Raw genomic sequence first — 17,827 nt, forward strand, 5'->3', positions numbered from 1 at the left:
ATGATCTGCTGATGAGCGGCAACGGCTGTCTCGCGGAAGGACTGACGCATGGAGCTGCGCAGCGTCGAGGAGCTGATGGATCTGCTGTACTCCGGCCGGCACCAGCACGCGCTGCGAACCGCCGCGCTGCTGCGCCGCAGCCGCCCCGCCGACAAGGAGCTCCAGGTCGCGGGGCTGGTGCAGGGCATGGGGCCGGTGCTCTACCCGGACGACACGGGCGGCCGGGCGGTCGGCGCGGCCGAGGCGGTGCGCTCCCTGCTCGGGGAGCGGGTGTTCCGGCTGCTCCGCGGGGACGCCGGCGCGGCCGACGACGATGTGCTGCGACTGCGGCAGGCCGACGAGGAGAGCCGCACGGCGGGCTTCGACGCGGGCGTGCTGGAGGACTGGCGCACGGTGCTGGAGCTGGTGGCGGCCCGTCATTCACGGCTCGGTGCCCTCGACTGACACCGGGACACGGGCCTTCCGACGACTGACGGTCCGTCACAGAAGGGCTAGTGCGGAGTGCCCGAGATCCCGACGGCTACGCGTCGGCCCCGAAGGGCCCACAGTCCCGCTGGGGTCTGCTGATGGATCACAACCATGAAGAACGCGTGGCCTGCGCACCGGGCACTCCGGCACGACCGTCACCCTAGGACAGCGACGGTCGGGCCGGCCACCGGATTCCGCGGGGTCACCACTTGCCGGGCGCGTAGTCCTTCAGGAAGACGCCGTACAGGTCCTCGCCCGCCTCGCCGCGGACGATCGGGTCGTAGACGCGGGCGGCGCCGTCGACCAGGTCGAGCGGGGCGTGGAAGCCGGCCTCGGCGAGGCGCAGCTTGTCGTAGTGCGGGCGCTCGTCGGTGATCCAGCCGGTGTCGACGGAGGTCATGAGGATGCCGTCCGTCTCGAACATCTCCTCCGCGCTGGTCCGGGTGACCATGTTCATGGCCGCCTTCGCAGCGTTGGTGTTCGGGTGCCCGGCGCCCTTGTAGCCCCGGCTGAAGACACCTTCCATCGCGGAGACGTTGACGACGTACGCACGGCCGCTGGAGGCCTTCTTCGCGGCGTCGGCCATCGCCGGGCGCAGGGCGCTGATCAGGATGAACGGGGACGTGTAGTTGCACAGCTGGGTCTCCAGCAGTTCGACCGGCGAGATCTGGTCGATGGTCTGCACCCAGGTGTTGGATTCGACGACGTCGGGGACGAGGCCGCCGGCGTCGATGGCGGTGCCGTCGAGGTGCCGGGCGACGCTGGCGTTGCCCGCGACGAGGGCGAGGTCGGCGACCTTCTGGGCGTCCAGGCCGCTGGTGCCGACGGGCAGCGCGGCGATGCCGTCGACGGCTCCGGAGTTGAAGGCGCCGATCACATGATGGGCGGGGAGTTCACCGGCGGGCAGCGGGGCGCTCTCGCCCTCGACCAGGGCCGCGTAGGCGGAGGGCAGGCGGCGTACGGTCTGCGTCGCGTTGTTGATCAGGATGTCGAGCGGGCCCGCCTCGGCGACCTGCTCGGCGAGGGCGACGGCCTGCGCGGGGTCGCGCAGGTCGATGCCGACGACCTCCAGCCGGTGCAGCCAGTCCGCCGAGTCCTCCATCGCCTTGAACCGGCGGATGGCGTCCTTGGGGAAGCGGGTGGTGACGGTCGTGTGGGCACCGTCGCGCAGCAGGCGCAGCGCGATGTACATGCCGATCTTGGCGCGGCCGCCGGTGAGCAGGGCGCGCTTGCCGGTGAGGTCGGCGCGGGCGTCCCGCTTGGCGCGGTTCTCGGCGGCACAGCGCTGGCAGAGCTGGTGGTAGAAGTAGTCGACCTCGACGTAGCGGGTCTTGCAGGTGTAGCAGGAGCGGGGGCGCTGGAGTATGCCGGCGATCTTGCCGGACTCGGTCTTGGAGGAGGGCAGGATGCCCTCGGTCTCGTCGTCGATGCGCTCGGCGGAGCCGGTGGCGGTGGCCTCGGTGACGGCACGGTCGTGCGCGGTCTTGGCGGCCCGGCGCTCCTGGCGGCGGCGCTGCTTGACCGTGCGGTAGATGTGCGAGGTGGCCCGGCGGACCTTGATCGCGTCCGGGTGGTCGACATCCAGCTGGTCGAGCTCCTCGAGCACGCTCAGGCAGACGGCCAGGCGCTCGGGGTCGATGCCGGGCCCGTAGACCGCCTCGTCCATGGCCATGGAGGCCATGGAGCCGTCCTCTGTCACCGTCATCGCGCTGCCGCTTCCCTGATCACCCGCGCAGCGCTCCGACTCGCGCCCGCTTTCGAACGGGGAATTCTACGAAGCGGACCGGCTCACCGCCAAACCCGCCCACCCCAGCACCCGAGGCCCCCCGACGGCCCCACGCCCGCCGACGGCGAACAAGCCCCACGGGGGCCACCCGCACCCGAGAACGAAACCCGCACGGCTGGTGCGGGAGGGAACCCTTCCCCCCCCCGGGCCCGCGGCCGCCGACGGCGGGCAAGCCCCGCGGGGGCCACCCGCACCCGACGACGAAAGCCGCACGGGTGGTGCGGGTGGGAACCCCTTCCCGCCCTCCGGCCCGCGGCCGCCGACGGCGATGGGCCCGGCGGGTGGGAACCGCTCAAACCTCACACGCGGCCAGCAGCGCCGACACCTCGGCCGACACCGCGTGAGCGAACCGGTCCAGGTCCGGCACGGCCCGCGCATCCGCGACCAGCCCGTAGTGCACGCGCCCGCGATACGTGGAGATCGCCACCGCCAGCGCCTGGCCGGGGGCGAGCGGCGCCAGCGGATAGACCTCCTTCAGCTCGTGCCCGCCGAGCCGCAGCCCCAGACCCGGCAGCGGCACGCTCGTGACGAGGATGTCGAACCACAACCGGGCGGCCTGCCCGACGAGCGGCCCGCCGAGCCGGTGACCGAGGGCCGGGACGTGATCGGCGAGCAGCGCGACGGCACCGGCGCCCCGGTTCGGCCCCGCGTCCTTGTTGCGGATCATCGCGGTGCGCACGAAGTCCAGGCGGCCGAGCGGATCGGGCTCGTCCACCGGGAGCCGTATCAGATAGCCGGAGAGCCGGTTGCCCTGCGGGTGGGCGGTGCGCGGGCGGCGGCGGGAGACGGGGATGAGGGCGCGCGGCGACACCCCCTTGCTGCCGTCGCCGCGCTCGTCCAGCCAGCGGCGCAGGGCACCGGCGACGACCGCGATGAGCACGTCGTTCACGGTGCCGCCGACGGTCTTGCGCACCCGGTGCACATCGTCGATGTCGAAGACGACTCCGGCGGTGCTGCGGGTGCCGCTCGGGGCCGAGGTGAGCGCGGAGGTGGGCCGCATGCCGAGGGTGGACCGGGCGAGGGAGGCACCGATGTCCAGGGCCCGGCCCACGTCGGACAGCGCGCCCCTGACCAGCCCGGGAACGAGCCCCGGCAGCTTGCGTACGTCGGGCAGCAGACCGCGCGGCGACTCGATGGCGCGGGGCGCCCGCTCCGGCAGGTCCATCGGGTCGAGGACACCGGCGGCCAGCTTGAGTGCGCGCAGCCCGTCGGCGAGGGCGTGGTGGAACTTGAACAGCACCGCGAAGGACACCCCGTCCTCGCCGGGCAGCACATGCGCCTCCCACGGCGGCCGGCCACGCTCCAGCGGGCGTTCCATCAGCCGGCCGGCGACCGCGTGGAAGTCGGCGGTCGGGGCGTGCAGCCGTACGTGGTTCAGCGGGTCGAAGTCCGGGTCGGGCTCGCGGGCGGCGCCGCCGAAGGCGAGCGGCTGCCACACGTCGCGGATGCGCAGACGCAACCCGGGAACGGCGGCGGCGCGGGCGGCGAGCAGGTCGGCGGCATGGGCACCGGCGGTGGGTGAGTGGGCACCGAAGACGCCGAGCGCGCCGAGGTGCATCGGGTGCCGGTCGGACTCGATGTTCCAGAACGCCAGATCGAGTGGAGCGAGCAGGTCGGAAGTCAAGGGCTTGCCTCACGCGTCGACGAGGGGAGATCTGCAGTCACCCGCAGTCAAACTCCGACACCCGATTACGGTCAAGTATGATCAGGCTACGCTCAGTTAACAGCAGATTAAGTCCCGCCCCTCGGAAAGGGGCGGGACCCAAGTGATACGTGAGGTCACTTCAGAACGGGCTGCGCCGCCCCGGGTGACGTACCCCACTCAGACGGGCGCGGGCCGACCGTGAACGCGAGCGAACGCAGCGAACGCAGCGCACCCGTCGTCAGATACGTACGCCCGTGCGGTGTTCCGTCGGTGCGGACGGACTGGATGTAGCGGTCGGCGGCCGAGGTGCCGGGCGCCGCGATGGTCAGCCGGCCGCTCGGCCAGTAGCGGCGGTCCAGGGCGAGGTCGACGCGGTCGAAGACGGGCGTGGACAGGCCCCAGGTGCCGTAGCCCGGCTGGATCGGGAACAGCCCGATGGACGACAGCACGTTCCAGGCGGACATCGTGCCCAGGTCGTCGTTGCCGGTCATGCCGGTGGGGCCGTCGGTGAAGAGGGTCAGGGCGGCGTGCACCACGTCGGTGGTCTTCCACGGCTGACCGGTGGCCAGATAGGTGTAGGGCGCGATGAGGTCGGGCTCGTTCATCGGGTTGTACTTGTCGGCGTTGTAGTACGCGTACGCGTCGCCGTGCACCCACACCTCGCGGGCGGTCTTCGCGGGGTCCGCGAGCAGCCGGTCGTAGGCGAAGAAGGCGTCGAGGCGGTCGTTGGCCGCGCGCTCACCGCCGATGAGCCGCACCATGCCGGGCACGTCCTGCGGCACGAGCCACTGGTACTGCCAGGCGGTGCCCTCGTGGAACCCGATGCCGCGCGCCGGGTCGGCCGAGCCGGTGAAGGCGCCGACGGCGTCCCGGGCGCGGAAGAAGCCGGTGGCGGGGTCGAAGATGTTGCGGTAGTTCTGCGCGCGGGCGGCGTACCGGTCGGCATCGGCCTTGTGGCCGAGGCCCCGGGCCATCTGGGCCAGCATCGCGTCGGCGAGGGCGTACTCCAGCGTGACCGATGCCCCGTGGTGGTAGTCGGAGTCGCCCATCTTGGCCAACGGGCGGTCCTTGTCGAAGGGGGCGAAGCCGTGCGCGAGGTACTCGGCGTTGGCCTCCCGGCCGATGCCCGGGTAGTCGTCGGGCGGGACGCCGTCGGCGTTCTTCTTCAGCGCCCGGTAGGCCCGCTCCTCGAAGCCCTTGAGCAGCCCCATCTGATAGGCCGTGGTCAGGAAGGGGGTGACCGGGTCGCCGCTCATGACGTTCGTCTCGACCGGGCCGTAGCCCCACTTGGGCAGCCAGCCGCCGTCCTCGTCGATCGCGACGACCGAGCGGGCCATGTCCCGTGCCTCGCCCGGCGCGAGCAGCGCGAGCAGCTGGGCCTGGGTGCGGTAGGTGTCCCACAGCGACCAGTTCTGGTAGTACGTGAAGCCCTTGGCGCGGTGGACGCGCCGGTCCCAGCCGAAGTAGCGGCCGTCGGCGTCGCTGCCGATGTTCGGTGCGAGGAACGACCGGTACAGCGAGGAGTAGAAGGTCCGGCGCAGGGTGCTCGTGCCGCCCCGGACCCGGACCGCGGCGAGCCGCTTCTCCCACTCCTCGCGGGCCCGCTCGCGTACGGCGTCGAAGGACCGGCCGCGCTCGGCGCCGAGGTTCCCGGCCGCGCCGCGTGCGTCGACGTAGGACAGGGCGGTGGTCGCCTCGACCGTACGGTCCTTGGTGGTGTCGAACCGGACGTAGGCGCCGCCGGGTCCGCTGCGGGAGCCCGGGGTGAGCGTCTCGCCGTCCCAGGTGCCGTAGGCGGTGAAGGGCCGGTTGAAGCGGGTGATCGTGTAGACGGTGTAGGGGCCGGTGTCCCGGCAGAAACCGTGGCCGGTGATCTCGGTGCGCACGGTGTGGTCGTCGAGGATCTCGACGGAGCTGGAGACCGCCTTGTGCAGCGACTGGGCCGCGTTCAGCAGGACGTTGGCCTTGTCGGTGGCGGGGAAGGTGTAGCGCTGCACGCCGGTGCGCGCGCTCGCGGTCAGCTCGGCACGGATACCGGAGGACAGGCCGACACGGTAGTAGCCGGGGCTCGCCGTCTCGCCCGCGTGCGAGAAGCCGACCGCGTACCGGGTGTAGTCCGTCTGCGTGACGTCGCCGGTGGTGGGCAGCACGGGCAGGTCACCGCCGATGCGGCAGCCGACGCCGGAGAGATGGACCAGGGAGAAGCCGCGGATCCGGTTCTGCGTGTAGTCGTAGCCCGTGCTGTGCCCGGTGTCCGGGGAGAGCTGCACCATGCCGAAGGGCACGGCCGCGCCGGGGAAGGTGTTGCCCTCGTCCTGGCTCCCGATGAACGGGTTGACCAGATCGGTGAGGTGTCCGTCGGTCCGCTCGGCGGCCCGTGCGGTGGGGGTGGCGATCAGCGCGGACGCTGCCATCACCCCGGCCAGGCACAACCGCGTGCGCCGGGTCCCTCTCATGTCGGATGACCTCCGCAGGTTTTGGACATCGTTGTCTGCATCCTGAAGGTCGAACGACTCAAATCCGGGCAGGCTACGGCGATCGGGCCAAACGCGTCGCGCGGGACAGCGGCCGGATGGTGACGGTCCGTCAGAGCGTCAGCTTGAAGCCCTCATGGCTGCGGGCGAAGCCGAGCGCGCTGTAGAAGCGGTGCGCGTCCGCACGGTTCTTGTTGCTGGTGAGCTGAACGAGTGCGCAGCCGCGCGCCCGTGCCCGCTGGACGGCTCGCTCCATCAGCGTCCGGCCGAGCCCGCCACCGCGCCGGTCCGCGCGGATCCGCACCGCCTCGATCAGCGCCCGCTCGGCACCGCCCTTGCCGAGCCCGGGGATGTACGTGGCCTGCAGACAGCCCACGACCGTGCCGGAAGCGGCCTCACCTTCGACCAGAACCAGCAACTCGTTGCGCGGGTCCTCCTCGATCGCGGCGAAGGCACGCTCGTACGCCGCGGTCACCTCCACCGCCGCCGGATCCACCACCTTGTCCTCGTCGGCGAGCAAGGCGAGTACGGCGGGCAGGTCGGCACGGACGGCGGGCCGGAACACGAGCGCGGGAGCAGCGGACATGCGCCGACCCTAACCCGGGCTGCCGGGCGGGTCCCAGGGGTGTGCCGCGGGGCGGCGTCCTCGACCTCCATCAGGTCCTCGGCCACTGCGTCCAGTTCCCGCCGGTCGTACTCCGTGAGGAAGGGGAACAGGGCTCCGCAGTCGCGGCAGGCGCGCCCGAGGCAGGCCTCGAACTCCGGCGCATGCCGCGGACCCTATCCCTAGGGCACCCGCTGCCCCTTCCCCAGGGCGATCACCCCGCCCTTGGACACGGTGTACAGCTCCGCGTCCCGGTCCGGGTTGACCCCGATCGTCGCGCCCGGCGGGACCTCCACGTTCTTGTCCAGGACCGCGCCGCGCACCACCGCGCCCCGGCCGATGCGCACGTTGTCGTGCAGGACCGAGCCCTGGACCACCGCGCCGGGGTCGACCCGCACGCCCGGGGAGAGGACCGAGCGGGTGACCTGGCCGCGGATCAGGCAGCCCGCGCTGATGATGGACTCCCCCGCGATGCCGCCGCCGTTGAAGCGGGCCGGGGAGAGCTGGCCCGAGTGGGTGTAGATGGGCCACTGGCGGTTGTAGAGGTTGAACGCGGGGCGCTCGGCGATGAGGTCCATGTGCGCCTCGTAGTAGGCGTCCAGGGTGCCCACGTCCCGCCAGTAGCCCTGGTCGCGGGTGGTCTCGCCGGGCACGTGGTTGTCCCCGAAGTCGTACAGCCGGGCCTCGCCGCGCGCGGTGAGCTGGGGCAGGATCGAGCCGCCCATGTCGTGCACCGACTCCCTGTCCTCGGCGTCCCGTTGCAGTGCCTCGATCAGGGCCTTGGTGGTGAAGATGTAGTTGCCCATCGAGGCGAAGACGGTCTCCGGGTCGTCCGGCAGGCCGGGTGGGTCGGCGGGCTTCTCCAGGAAGCGCTCGACGGCCTGGCCGTCCGGGCCCGGTGTGATCACGCCGAAGGACGAGGACTCCACGCGCGGCACCCGGATGCCGGCCACCGTCACGCCCGCGCCGCCCTCGATGTGCTGGGCGAGCATCTGCCGCGGGTCCATGCGGTAGACGTGGTCGGCGCCGAACACGGCCACGTACTCGGGCTGTTCGTCGTAGATCAGGTTCAGGCTCTGCAGGATCGCGTCGGCGCTGCCCAGGTACCAGCGCGGGCCGAGCCGCTGCTGGGCCGGGACCGGTGTGACGTAGTTGCCGAGCAGGCTGGACATCCGCCAGGTGGTGGTGATGTGCCGGTCCAGCGAGTGCGACTTGTACTGGGTCAGCACGCAGATGCGCAGGACATCGGCGTTGACGAGGTTGGACAGGACGAAGTCGACGAGACGGTAGGTGCCGCCGAAGGTGACCGCTGGTTTGGCGCGGTCGGCGGTCAGTGGCATCAGGCGCTTGCCCTCGCCGCCCGCCAGCACGATCCCGAGAACCGAAGGCCCACCACGACGCATGGCCGCTCCCCTCACCCTGGATGAACCATGGATGCCCCGAGCAGACGGGACTAAGCCTGCTTGCGGATCTCCTCGTACAACGCGGCCGTGCGCCGGGCCACCGTGTCCCAGCCGAACTCCCCGACCGCACGCGCCCGTCCGGCCTCCCCCATCCGCCGGGCCGCGTCCGGATCGCCGAGGAGGGAGTCCAGCGCGCGGGCGAGATGCGTCTCGAAGTCGTCGTCCACGTCGGCCAGGAGGCCCGTACGGCCGTCGTCCACGACCTCCGGGATGCCGCCGACCCGGGAGGCCACGACCGGGGTGCCGCAGGCCATCGCCTCCAGGTTGACGATGCCGAGGGGTTCGTACACCGAGGGGCAGGCGAACACGGCCGCGTGCGTGAGGAGTTGGATCACCTCCGGGCGCGGCAGCATCTGCGGGATCCAGAACACACCCGCGCGGACCCGGCTCAGCTCCTCGAACAGCTCCCGGAACTCCCGGTCGATCTCCGGGGTGTCGGGCGCGCCCGCGCACAGCACGACCTGGGCGCCGGGGTCGATGTCCCGTACGGCGCGCAGCAGATGGGGCACGCCCTTCTGGCGGGTGATCCGGCCGACGAACAGGACGTAGGGGCGGGCGGGGTCGATGCCGTGCCGGGTGAGGGCGTCGGTGCCGTGGTCGGGCCGGTAGAGGCGGGTGTCGATGCCGTTGTGCACGACGTGTACGGCGGCCGGGTCGAGCGCCGGGTAGCAGGCGAGGATGTCCTCGCGCATGGCCCCGGACACGGCGATCACCGCGTCGGCGGCCTCGACGGCCGCGCGTTCGGCCCAGCTCGACAGGGCGTATCCGCCGCCCAGTTGTTCGGCCTTCCAGGGGCGCAGCGGCTCCAGCGAGTGGGCGGTGAGCACGTGCGGAATGCCGTACAGGAGCTTGGCGAAGTGCCCGGCGAGGTTCGCGTACCAGGTGTGGGAGTGGACGAGTTCGCGGCCTTCGAGGGCGGCGGCGATGGACAGGTCCACGGAGAAGGTGCGCAGCGCGTCGTTGGCGCCGTCGAGCGCGGACCAGGGGCGGTGGCGTACGACGCCCACGCCGCGGCCCTCGCCCCAGCAGTGCACCTCCAGGTCCACCAGGGAGGTCAACTCCCGGGCGAGGAACTCCACATGGACACCGGCGCCGCCGTACACGCCCGGGGGGTACTCCCGGGTCAGCAGTCCCACTCGCACCCGACAACCCCCTCGCACCGGTGGCAGGTCCTCTTCATGGTCACCCAGATGCGACTCCCGGGGAAGAGCGCGGCGGCCGGGTGAAGCAGCAGTCGCCGCAGACCCCGCCGCCGGGGACCCGGTAGTACAGGCAGCAGCTGCGGCGACGGAAGGCGGTGCCGGTGCGGGTGCCGGTGGTGCGCAGCAGGGGGTGGGCGAAGAGTTCGCCGGTCAGGGCGCGGGCCCGGCCGGCCGCGTCGGTACGGCCGTGTGCGCGGGCCCAGCGGTCCAGTTCCCGGGCCGCCCCGGCGAGCGCGGAGCCCGCGTTGCCCCACAGCAGTCCGGGTGCGCTGCCGTAACGGGTTCTCAGGGCTTCCACCAGGGGCTCCAGATGTGCGTGCAGCACGGTTGCGGCGAGGGTGGCGGCGTCGCCGGAAAGGGGGCGCAGTTCGGTCAGGTACAGGTCGTCTGGGGCGGCGGCAAGGGGATCCCAGCGCAGCAGGCGCGGGTCGAGGTCGGGCAGCCTGCCGTACAGGACGGCGCAGCCGAGGGCCGCCGACCACAGCCGGGCGGCGAGCCCCTGCTGGGCGATGGAGGCGGCGACACGCGGCTCGGGGGTGCGGAGCCGGTCCGCGACCACGGCCACCCGCACCGCCAACGCGTCCGATGTCACCCGTTCGTAGGTTTCGGCGAGGGTCGGGAGTTGCCCGGGATCCGGTCCGCCGGCGGCTTCGGCCGGGGCCGGGACCGTACGCAGGACGAAGAAGCCGCCGAGCGGGCGGAGGGCGGCGAGAGCGGGGTCGAGGTCCACGACAGGTACTGGTACCAGGCCCGTTCCCGGACCGGTGCCCGGGGTCCCCGTCCCGCACACCCGTCCCGAGGATGATCGCGCGGCTGGTGTACTCCATCGGCAGTAGGAGGCATTGCGTGCTCAGGTACGACGACGGGAAGAGCGCGGACCGGCAGAGTGTTGGCCATGGAAGCCGACCGTACGCCGCGCCGGGCTCAGGGCCCCCGCCGCACGCAGAGGAGATGCCGATGAGCTCCCTCGCGTTGTCCGTGCTGCTGTCGTTCGTGTCCGCCCTCGCCTACGCGGCCGGCGCGATCGTGCAGGAGCAGGTGGCGGTGTCCGCCCCGGACAGTGCGTATCTGCCGCTGCGCCGGCCGAGTTGGTGGGGGGCGCTGGCGCTCAACGGTGTCGGCGGCCTGCTGCACGTGGTGGCGCTGGCCTACGGCCCGCTCAGCCTGGTCCAGCCGCTCGGCGCGCTGACCATCGTCTTCGCGCTGCCCATGGCGGCGCTGTGCGTCGGCCGCCGGGCCGGGGCGACCGCATGGCGCGGCGCGGTCATGGCCACGGTGGGCCTCGCCGGCCTGCTGTCCCTGGTCGGCTCCTCCGACAGCCACTCCCTCGACTCCGCCCAGCGGGTGGCGGTCGCACTGGTCACCGGCGGGGCGGTCGTGGCGCTGATGTGCGCCGGCCGGGCCGCCCAGCGGCACCCGGCGGTGCGCAGCGTGCTGCTCGCCACCGCCTCCGGCACAGCGTTCGGCATGTCGTCGGTGTTCACCAAGACCGTCGCCGTCGACTGGACACACGGCATCGACCTGGCCGACCTGCCCTCCCTCGCGGTCGTCGGCGTGTTCGCGACCGGCGGTGTCCTGCTGTCCCAGGCCTCCTACCGGGGCGGCGGCCTCGCCGCCCCGCTGGCCACGCTGACCGTGGTCAACCCGGTGCTGGCGGCGGCCGTCGGCATCCTGATGTTCGGCGAGTCGTTCCGCTACGGCGGCACGGGCACCGCGCTCGCCGTGAGCTGCGGCGTGGTGGCGGCCGGCGGGCTGATCATGCTGACGACCGAGCGGATCGAGCGCGCCGGGGCGCCGTCCCTGGCGGACGGCGGCCAGGAACCGGTCTCCGCCTCGGTTGCCCCCACCACGGAAGGGCTCCCCGCCATGCCGCAGCAGCGAGTTGCGGCTCCGGCCGAGACCGAGGGGGCCAAGCGCCCCGAGGCCGCCGGCGCGCTCGACGAGCCGGTGCTGCGGGAGTTGCTGACGCCCGGACCGGGTGGCAGCGGGGAGCGCGCCGACGGCGGCGGACCGCCGGCCGACCTCGTGCTCCCCGCGTCGTACACCGCGCTGCCCTCGGGCGTCCAGGTACCACTGCCGGTCCTGGACAGGCAGCGTACGGGCGTCAGATCCTGACGCCGCCGGCCCGCAGGTAGGACAGTGGGTCGATGTCCGTACCGAAGCCGGGTCCGGTCCGCACCTCGAAGTGCAGGTGCGGGCCGGTGACGTTCCCGGTGGCCCCGGACCGGCCGATGCGCTGGCCGGCGGTGACGCTCTGCCCGATCCGCACCGAGATGGCCGACAGGTGGCCGTACTGGGTGTAACGGCCGTCGGCGTGCCGGATCACCACCTGGTAGCCGTACGCGCCGCCCCACCCCGCGGCCACCACCTGCCCGGCCTCGGCGGCCTGCACGGAGGTGCCGGTCGGCACGAGGAAGTCGACGCCGGTGTGGTAGCCCTTCGACCAGTGCGCGCCGGCCACGCGGTAGCCGGTGCCGATGGGCGCGTCGACCGGGGCGACGAGCGTGCGGCCGGTGGACGTGGTCCGGTGCGGCGCGGTCGTGTGCTCCGAAGAGGCCTTCTTCTTCGGGGACTTCGGGGACTTGGTGTCGGTGGCGGCCGTGCCGCGCAGGCTGAGCCGCTGGCCCGGCAGGATGAGGTCGGGATCGGCGCCTATCGTCGCGCGGTTGCCGGCGTAGAGCCCGTGCCAGCCGCCGCGGACGTGGTGCTCCTCGGCGATCCCGGACAGCGTGTCGCCGTGCACCACCGTGTACATCTCGGTCCGGCCGGCGCGGGACTGCGGGGTGGTCTGCGGCCGCACGTCCCGTACGGACGTCTTCCTCTCGGCCTGCACCGGCCGGGTCGCGGCGCTGTCCGTGTGCGTGCCGGGGTCCGCGTCCCCCCGGGTCAGCCCGGCCCGCACCGAGCACACCGGCCAGGCGCCCGGGCCCTGCCCGTCGAGGACCTTCTCGGCGACGGCGATCTGCTCGTCCCTGGTCGCGAGGTCGGCGCGCGGGGCGTACCGGGTGCCGCCGTACGCCTCCCAGGTGGACTGGGTGAACTGCAGCCCGCCGTAGTAGCCGTTGCCCGTGTTGATGCTCCAGTTGCCGCTGGACTCGCAGGCGGCGACCTTGTTCCAGGTGGCGGCGTCGGCCGCGTCGGCCGTACCGGCGGCGACCAGCGGGATCGCGAGGCCGGCGCCGCCCGCCGTGACGGTGAGTGAGGCGCGGTTGATCCTGTTCGGCTGGTACCGGCGATGCCGGCCGCGTACGGCCATGTCCGAATTCCCCTCGGCATGCGTCAGGAGGGGCAAAAGTAAGCGCCACGAACAGGCCATGACAAGACGGAAATCCGGCCGCACGCACCGCCCAAGTGGCCGGTAACGGCCCCTGCTTGACCTGAATCGCCGGAGACTGAGGCTCCGGAGGCCCTCACCGCGTACTCAAGCCTGGCGGGTCGGATGTGCGCTCGCCGTGGCGGCACGTCAGGATGGGCGAGAACCCGTACTGACGGAGCCGTAGTCACGAGGCAGTTAGGGAGCAGGCGGCATGAGCACTTCAGCGCAGATCGGTGTCACGGGCCTCGCGGTCATGGGCCGCAACCTCGCCAGGAACTTCGCTCGCAACGGCTACACGGTCGCCGTGCACAACCGTACGGTGGGGCGGACCAAGGCGCTGGTGGAGGACTTCGGGAACGAGGGGGACTTCATCGGGGCCGAGACCGCCGAGGAGTTCGTGGCGGCCCTGGAGCGCCCCCGCCGCCTGGTGATCATGGTGAAGGCCGGTGAGCCGACGGACGCGGTGATCCAGGAGTTCGCGCCGCTGCTGGAGCCCGGCGACATGATCATCGACGGCGGCAACGCACACTTCGCGGACACCCGGCGCCGGGAGCGGGAGCTGCGCGAGCGGGGCATCCACTTCGTCGGCACGGGCATCTCCGGCGGTGAGGAGGGCGCGCTGCACGGACCGAGCATCATGCCGGGCGGATCGAAGGAGTCGTACGACTCCCTGGGCCCCATGCTGGAGAAGATCTCCGCGAAGGCGGCCGACGGCGCGCCCTGTGTGACCCACGTGGGCCCCGACGGTGCCGGGCACTTCGTGAAGATGGTCCACAACGGCATCGAATACGCCGACATGCAGCTGATCGGCGAGGCCTACCAGCTGCTGCGCGATGTCGCCGGGTACGAGCCCGCGCAGATCGCGGACATTTTCCGCACCTGGAACCGGGGCCGGCTGGACTCGTACCTGATCGAGATCACGGCCGAGGTGCTGTCGCACGTGGACGTGGCGACCGGCAAGCCCTTCGTGGACGTGGTCGTGGACCAGGCCGAGCAGAAGGGCACCGGCCGGTGGACGGTCCAGATCGCACTGGACCTGGGCGTGCCCGTGTCCGGCATCGCCGAGGCGGTCTTCGCCCGCTCGCTGTCCGGGCACGCGGGGCTCCGCGAGGCCTCGCGGGGGCTGGCGGGCCCGAAGGCCGTACCGCTGAGCAAGGAGGAGGCCGCGGCCTTCGCGGACCGGGTCGAGCAGGCGCTGTACGCGTCGAAGATCGTGTCCTACACGCAGGGCTTCCACGAGATCGCCGCGGGCAGCGAGGAGTACGGCTGGGACATCGACCTCGGCGCGGTGGCCTCGATCTGGCGGGGCGGCTGCATCATCCGGGCCGCGTTCCTGGACCGGATCCGCGCCGCGTACGACGCCCGGGCCGATCTGCCGAGCCTGCTGTCGGACGAGACGTTCGCGGGCGAGATCGCCGCCGCGCAGGACGACTGGCGTGAGGTGCTGATCGCCGCGACGCGGCAGGGGGTGCCGGCGCCGGGGTTCGCGGCGGCGCTCGCGTACTACGACGCGCTGCGGGCGAGTCGCCTGCCGGCGGCCCTGACGCAGGGGCAGCGGGACTTCTTCGGGGCACACACCTACCGCCGGGTGGACCGGGAGGGGGCGTTCCACACGTTGTGGGGTGGGGATCGCTCGGAGGTTTCCGCGTAGTCGGCTTGTGCGCCCAAGGGGTGCCCCTTGCCGTGGTGCCCGGTGTCGTCAGGTGAGCGGGGGGCCCGGCTCGGGGTTCGGTACGGGCTCCGGGCCCGGTGGGATCGGAGACGGTGAGGGTTCGGGTGGGCCCGGGGCCGGCGGTGGGGTCGGGCCCGGGCCCGGTGGGGGCGGGGTGGGCTGGGGGACCGGCTCGGGGGGCGGGACCGGGCTCGGGTACGGGTCCGGTGGCGTGGGACCTGGACCCGGTGGCGGCCCCGGAGGGACCGGGTCGGGATGCGGGTTCGTCATGGTGTCCTCCGGCATCGCTGGACGTCGCCTCTGGACTACTCCCCCGCCTACCCGACCCTCGCGCGGCCACTCACCCGAGGGGGCCAGCCGCCCGGTCCCGGCTCACACCCGGCCCCTCGGTCAGGCGCGGACGGCCTGCGGGCTGCGCTGCTGGTCCGATCCCGGCACCGGCTCGGACGGGTCGGCGCCGAGGGAGACGATGCGGTTGGCGGCGTCGACGTGCACGACCCGCGGCTCGAGCTGCCGCGCCTCGGCGTCGGTGACCTGGGCGTAGCTGATGATGATCACCAGGTCTCCGGGGTGCACGAGATGGGCGGCCGCCCCGTTGATCCCGATCACCCCGGACCCGCGCTCGCCCTCGATGACGTACGTCTCCAGCCGGGCGCCGTTGGTGATGTCGACGATGTGCACGAGCTCGCCCGGCAGCAGGTCGGCGGCGTCGAGCAGGTCGGCGTCGATGGTCACCGATCCCACGTAGTGCAGGTCGGCCTGGGTGACGGTGGCTCGGTGGATCTTGGACTTGATCAGAGTTCGCAGCACTTTAGACTCCTAGAAGACGGCTCCCCGCCAACTTTCTGCAGGTCAGGGGCGTCCTTTACTGTACATCGGCACGCCTTCGACTCGAAGACCTTCTAGAACATCGTGCCCCGTGGCGAGCAGGCTTCTCACCTGCGCAATCTGCGCGCAACAGGCTGTCGCGAAGCCGTCGACCAGGAGCATGTACGGAAGACTGTCCCGGTCCAATGCTGAGGGGATGCTGACTTACCTGATGAGTCATCAAGCAAGGCGAGGGATCCAGAGCAAGCTGCTAACTGGAGTCAGCGGCGGTGAGGTGGAGGACCAGGACCGACCAGCACGCTCCACCACCACACGGCCGAGCGCTTCCGCGACATTTCCCCTCTTCGCCCCGCCCAAGACGAGCCTCCGGGCGCAGTGAGACGAGAGCCCGCGCGGCAATCATCGACCGCTGCTTGGCCTCGCGTCCCGCGTGGGCCACTCCCGCCAGTGCCGCGGCCGAAGGCGCCGTCCAGATCGCCGTGTGCCGCCGTGCCAGTGTCCCGGTCGGGGGCATGGTAAGGGGAGTCGGGGTCGTCGCTGTCGTGGACCCGAGGCGCCCGACTCTCGATGACCGCAGCCGCTTCGTCCCACAGCGCGAACCTCAAATGGAGTGAGCTGTGCCCGGGCAGGCCGACGGCATGGCGGGCGAATGCGTAGATCAGCCCCTGTGTGACACCGTGGGTGCCGTACCGGCCAGAGCTTACGATTGCTTCTGCCTCGTCTGTGACGACACGGAAGGTAAAAACCGGATCGATCTGCGCGGCTCTGCTCAGGGCGTCGAGGGAGGTCTCCCCGCTAAGTTCAGCCAAGCGCCCGGGCCGCAACAGCTCAGGCCACGAGCCGGTCGGGTTAGATTCACTCCAGGTCCTCGTCCGTCGCCATGGAGTCAACAGCCTCACATGTTCGTAGAGTTCGATGCCGTCCCGTTCAGCCCCGTGGGTGAGCAACATGTGGTGTGCGGTGCCACCCCCGCCGGGTTCGGCGCGCCGGTATACGTCCAGAACCCGGACGCACAGCCGAACGACGTCTTGAGGAACCTGCTCCAGCGCTACCCGCGGTTGCCGAAAGGGTTGAAGTCCGCCGGCGAACTCAAGGCCGCAGGGCTGCGCGCGTCGAACTTGTTCCGTCCCGACGCCTACGTACTCGGACCTCCGCAGCTGGTTGCCGTCCCGGGGGCACCCACGAGCACCGGGCGCATGACGCCGGAATGGGAAGAGACCGTATATCCGCCGGCTCCTGTCTACCGCGCGGATCAAGCTGTCCCCTTCTCGGCGCCACCCGATGCCGACGAAGCCCAAGCCGTCCGCCATGCTGCGATCCGTTGGGCCCAGGACGTCCTCGACGACCCGGATACGGTCATTCTGGCCGTCAGCGCCATCGGATCATCTGCCCCGTCCACCCCGCCCCTGGAACGGGCCGTGCCGTATGAGATAGCACTCACCTCGGCCGATGGCTTCAAGAGATGGCATCAATTCATCAACCCCGAAGGGGAAACGACATACCTGCAGCAGCTTCGACCCGGCCACCACGACCCTGCGGAACTCGAAGCCGCCCCACGTTTCCGCGAGGTAGCTGACACCCTGCTGCACAGACTCCAGGGCAAGCGCGTCGTCACCTACGGACGCAACCTCCAGTACGCCGCGATCTACGCAGGGCTGGAGTACGCCTGGCTACGCGACGGCCTCCCTTACGGTGCCCTGTGGCCGGACACGGCGACCACACTCACGAAGTTGAACCGCAGCCGCTGGGAGTGCGCGCATCTGCGCCACGGCGAGTTCAACAGCGACTGGGATGCGGCCGCCGGTCACTTCGCAGTGCCGGCTGAGGAGCCGGCCGCCGATGCACTCGACCGCTGCCTGATGATCGTTGCCCTGCTGCGCCGCATGGCAGATCCGGCTCGGCGCTACGCGGAGCTGAATGCCCGGGCGGAGCGCGCCGTGCAGGACGGCAGGAGCCACCGCCCCCGCCCCCAAGGTGGTCAGCGGCTGAGCCGCATCGCCGCATCCCGCCATGCGGTGCTCGAGCGCAGCCAAGGGGCCTGCGAGAACCCCCGCTGCCCTGATCCCCGCTACACCTCGGCACTCAGCCGCAATGGCTCCTACCTGTTGGAGGTGGATCACATAGACGATCACGCCAAGGGGGGCGCGGACCTCCCCAAGGCCATGATCGCTCTGTGCCCGAACTGCCATGCCCTGAAGACCCGTGGGACGGTGACCGACGAATTCCGTGCTCTCCTTCGCGCTACGGCTCTCGCCAGGCACCAGGAACTGCTCGCCGCAGCTCGATGAAACCTGCCCCTTCATCGGCACCGACAAGTTGGCCGATGGGTGGGCCGTGCCTAGTGCTGTAACCGCATAGGTTCGCCGGGT

At 71.6% G+C, this 17,827-nt stretch carries 13 protein-coding genes; 4 read left to right on the plus strand and 9 right to left on the minus strand.

Annotation, left to right across the window (positions count from 1 at the left end; genetic code table 11):
• Positions 1-48 precede the first annotated feature (48 nt).
• Positions 49-444 carry a hypothetical protein gene (locus tag ACWC0C_RS05670; protein ID WP_450861855.1) on the plus strand — a complete coding sequence of 132 codons (396 nt, stop codon included), beginning with the start codon at positions 49-51 and terminating at the stop codon, positions 442-444.
• A gap of 226 nt (positions 445-670) precedes the next feature.
• Here the strand turns inward: ACWC0C_RS05670 and ACWC0C_RS05675 are convergent, their stop codons facing one another.
• From ACWC0C_RS05675 to ACWC0C_RS05705, 7 genes are all read right to left on the minus strand, one after another.
• On the minus strand, positions 671-2,173 hold the full coding sequence (locus ACWC0C_RS05675; protein ID WP_449196839.1) for an SDR family NAD(P)-dependent oxidoreductase: 1,503 nt from the start codon (positions 2,171-2,173) through the stop codon (positions 671-673).
• A 373-nt stretch (positions 2,174-2,546) separates the two neighbouring features.
• Positions 2,547-3,878, minus strand: coding sequence for a wax ester/triacylglycerol synthase family O-acyltransferase (locus tag ACWC0C_RS05680; protein WP_450861857.1), 1,332 nt, complete (start codon positions 3,876-3,878; stop codon positions 2,547-2,549).
• A 155-nt stretch (positions 3,879-4,033) separates the two neighbouring features.
• Positions 4,034-6,355, minus strand: coding sequence for a GH92 family glycosyl hydrolase (locus tag ACWC0C_RS05685; RefSeq protein WP_449196837.1), 2,322 nt, complete (start codon positions 6,353-6,355; stop codon positions 4,034-4,036).
• A 130-nt stretch (positions 6,356-6,485) separates the two neighbouring features.
• A complete protein-coding gene (locus tag ACWC0C_RS05690) occupies positions 6,486-6,959 on the minus strand; it encodes an N-acetyltransferase family protein (RefSeq protein ID WP_449196836.1) in 474 nt (157 codons plus the stop codon).
• A 200-nt stretch (positions 6,960-7,159) separates the two neighbouring features.
• Entirely contained in the window at positions 7,160-8,380 is a 1,221-nt protein-coding gene (gene glgC, locus ACWC0C_RS05695; protein ID WP_450861860.1) for a glucose-1-phosphate adenylyltransferase, read from the minus strand.
• A 50-nt stretch (positions 8,381-8,430) separates the two neighbouring features.
• The gene (gene glgA / locus ACWC0C_RS05700) at positions 8,431-9,582 is read right to left on the minus strand and encodes a glycogen synthase (RefSeq protein WP_450861862.1); all 1,152 of its coding nucleotides are present in this window, start codon (positions 9,580-9,582) and stop codon (positions 8,431-8,433) included.
• 40 nt (positions 9,583-9,622) lie between these two features.
• Positions 9,623-10,372, minus strand: coding sequence for a (2Fe-2S)-binding protein (locus ACWC0C_RS05705; protein ID WP_450861864.1), 750 nt, complete (start codon positions 10,370-10,372; stop codon positions 9,623-9,625).
• A gap of 227 nt (positions 10,373-10,599) precedes the next feature.
• Between ACWC0C_RS05705 and ACWC0C_RS05710 the strand changes: the two genes are divergently transcribed.
• A complete protein-coding gene (locus ACWC0C_RS05710) occupies positions 10,600-11,757 on the plus strand; it encodes a DMT family transporter (protein WP_450861866.1) in 1,158 nt (385 codons plus the stop codon).
• On the opposite strand, the gene ACWC0C_RS05715 is transcribed toward ACWC0C_RS05710, so the two are convergent.
• Positions 11,747-12,898 (minus strand): transglycosylase family protein, encoded by a 1,152-nt coding sequence (locus tag ACWC0C_RS05715; RefSeq protein ID WP_450861868.1) that lies wholly within the window; start codon positions 12,896-12,898, stop codon positions 11,747-11,749. The two genes, ACWC0C_RS05710 and ACWC0C_RS05715, sit on opposite strands and share 11 nt — an antisense overlap.
• A gap of 271 nt (positions 12,899-13,169) precedes the next feature.
• On the opposite strand from ACWC0C_RS05715, the gene gndA reads away from it, so the two are divergent.
• Positions 13,170-14,609 (plus strand): NADP-dependent phosphogluconate dehydrogenase, encoded by a 1,440-nt coding sequence (gene gndA, locus ACWC0C_RS05720; protein ID WP_450861870.1) that lies wholly within the window; start codon positions 13,170-13,172, stop codon positions 14,607-14,609.
• Positions 14,610-15,020: 411 nt separating this feature from the next.
• Here the strand turns inward: gndA and panD are convergent, their stop codons facing one another.
• Positions 15,021-15,440 carry an aspartate 1-decarboxylase gene (gene panD, locus ACWC0C_RS05725; protein WP_449196829.1) on the minus strand — a complete coding sequence of 140 codons (420 nt, stop codon included), beginning with the start codon at positions 15,438-15,440 and terminating at the stop codon, positions 15,021-15,023.
• A gap of 917 nt (positions 15,441-16,357) precedes the next feature.
• On the opposite strand from panD, the gene ACWC0C_RS05730 reads away from it, so the two are divergent.
• The gene (locus ACWC0C_RS05730; protein ID WP_450861872.1) at positions 16,358-17,746 is read left to right on the plus strand and encodes an HNH endonuclease; all 1,389 of its coding nucleotides are present in this window, start codon (positions 16,358-16,360) and stop codon (positions 17,744-17,746) included.
• Positions 17,747-17,827 lie beyond the last annotated feature (81 nt).

Source organism: Streptomyces sp. NPDC001709 (assembly GCF_053596375.1).

Bases quoted from the DNA above. Each gene is read 5' to 3' on its own strand.
- gndA (WP_450861870.1), top strand. From the start codon at position 13,170: ATGAGCACTTCAGCGCAGATCGGTGTCACGGGCCTCGCGGTCATGGGC.
- ACWC0C_RS05685 (WP_449196837.1), bottom strand. From the start codon at position 6,355: ATGAGAGGGACCCGGCGCACGCGGTTGTGCCTGGCCGGGGTGATGGCA.
- ACWC0C_RS05710 (WP_450861866.1), top strand. From the start codon at position 10,600: ATGAGCTCCCTCGCGTTGTCCGTGCTGCTGTCGTTCGTGTCCGCCCTC.
- ACWC0C_RS05715 (WP_450861868.1), bottom strand. From the start codon at position 12,898: ATGGCCGTACGCGGCCGGCATCGCCGGTACCAGCCGAACAGGATCAAC.
- ACWC0C_RS05675 (WP_449196839.1), bottom strand. From the start codon at position 2,173: ATGACGGTGACAGAGGACGGCTCCATGGCCTCCATGGCCATGGACGAG.
- ACWC0C_RS05690 (WP_449196836.1), bottom strand. From the start codon at position 6,959: ATGTCCGCTGCTCCCGCGCTCGTGTTCCGGCCCGCCGTCCGTGCCGAC.
- glgC (WP_450861860.1), bottom strand. From the start codon at position 8,380: ATGCGTCGTGGTGGGCCTTCGGTTCTCGGGATCGTGCTGGCGGGCGGC.
- ACWC0C_RS05730 (WP_450861872.1), top strand. From the start codon at position 16,358: ATGTTCGTAGAGTTCGATGCCGTCCCGTTCAGCCCCGTGGGTGAGCAA.
- ACWC0C_RS05670 (WP_450861855.1), top strand. From the start codon at position 49: ATGGAGCTGCGCAGCGTCGAGGAGCTGATGGATCTGCTGTACTCCGGC.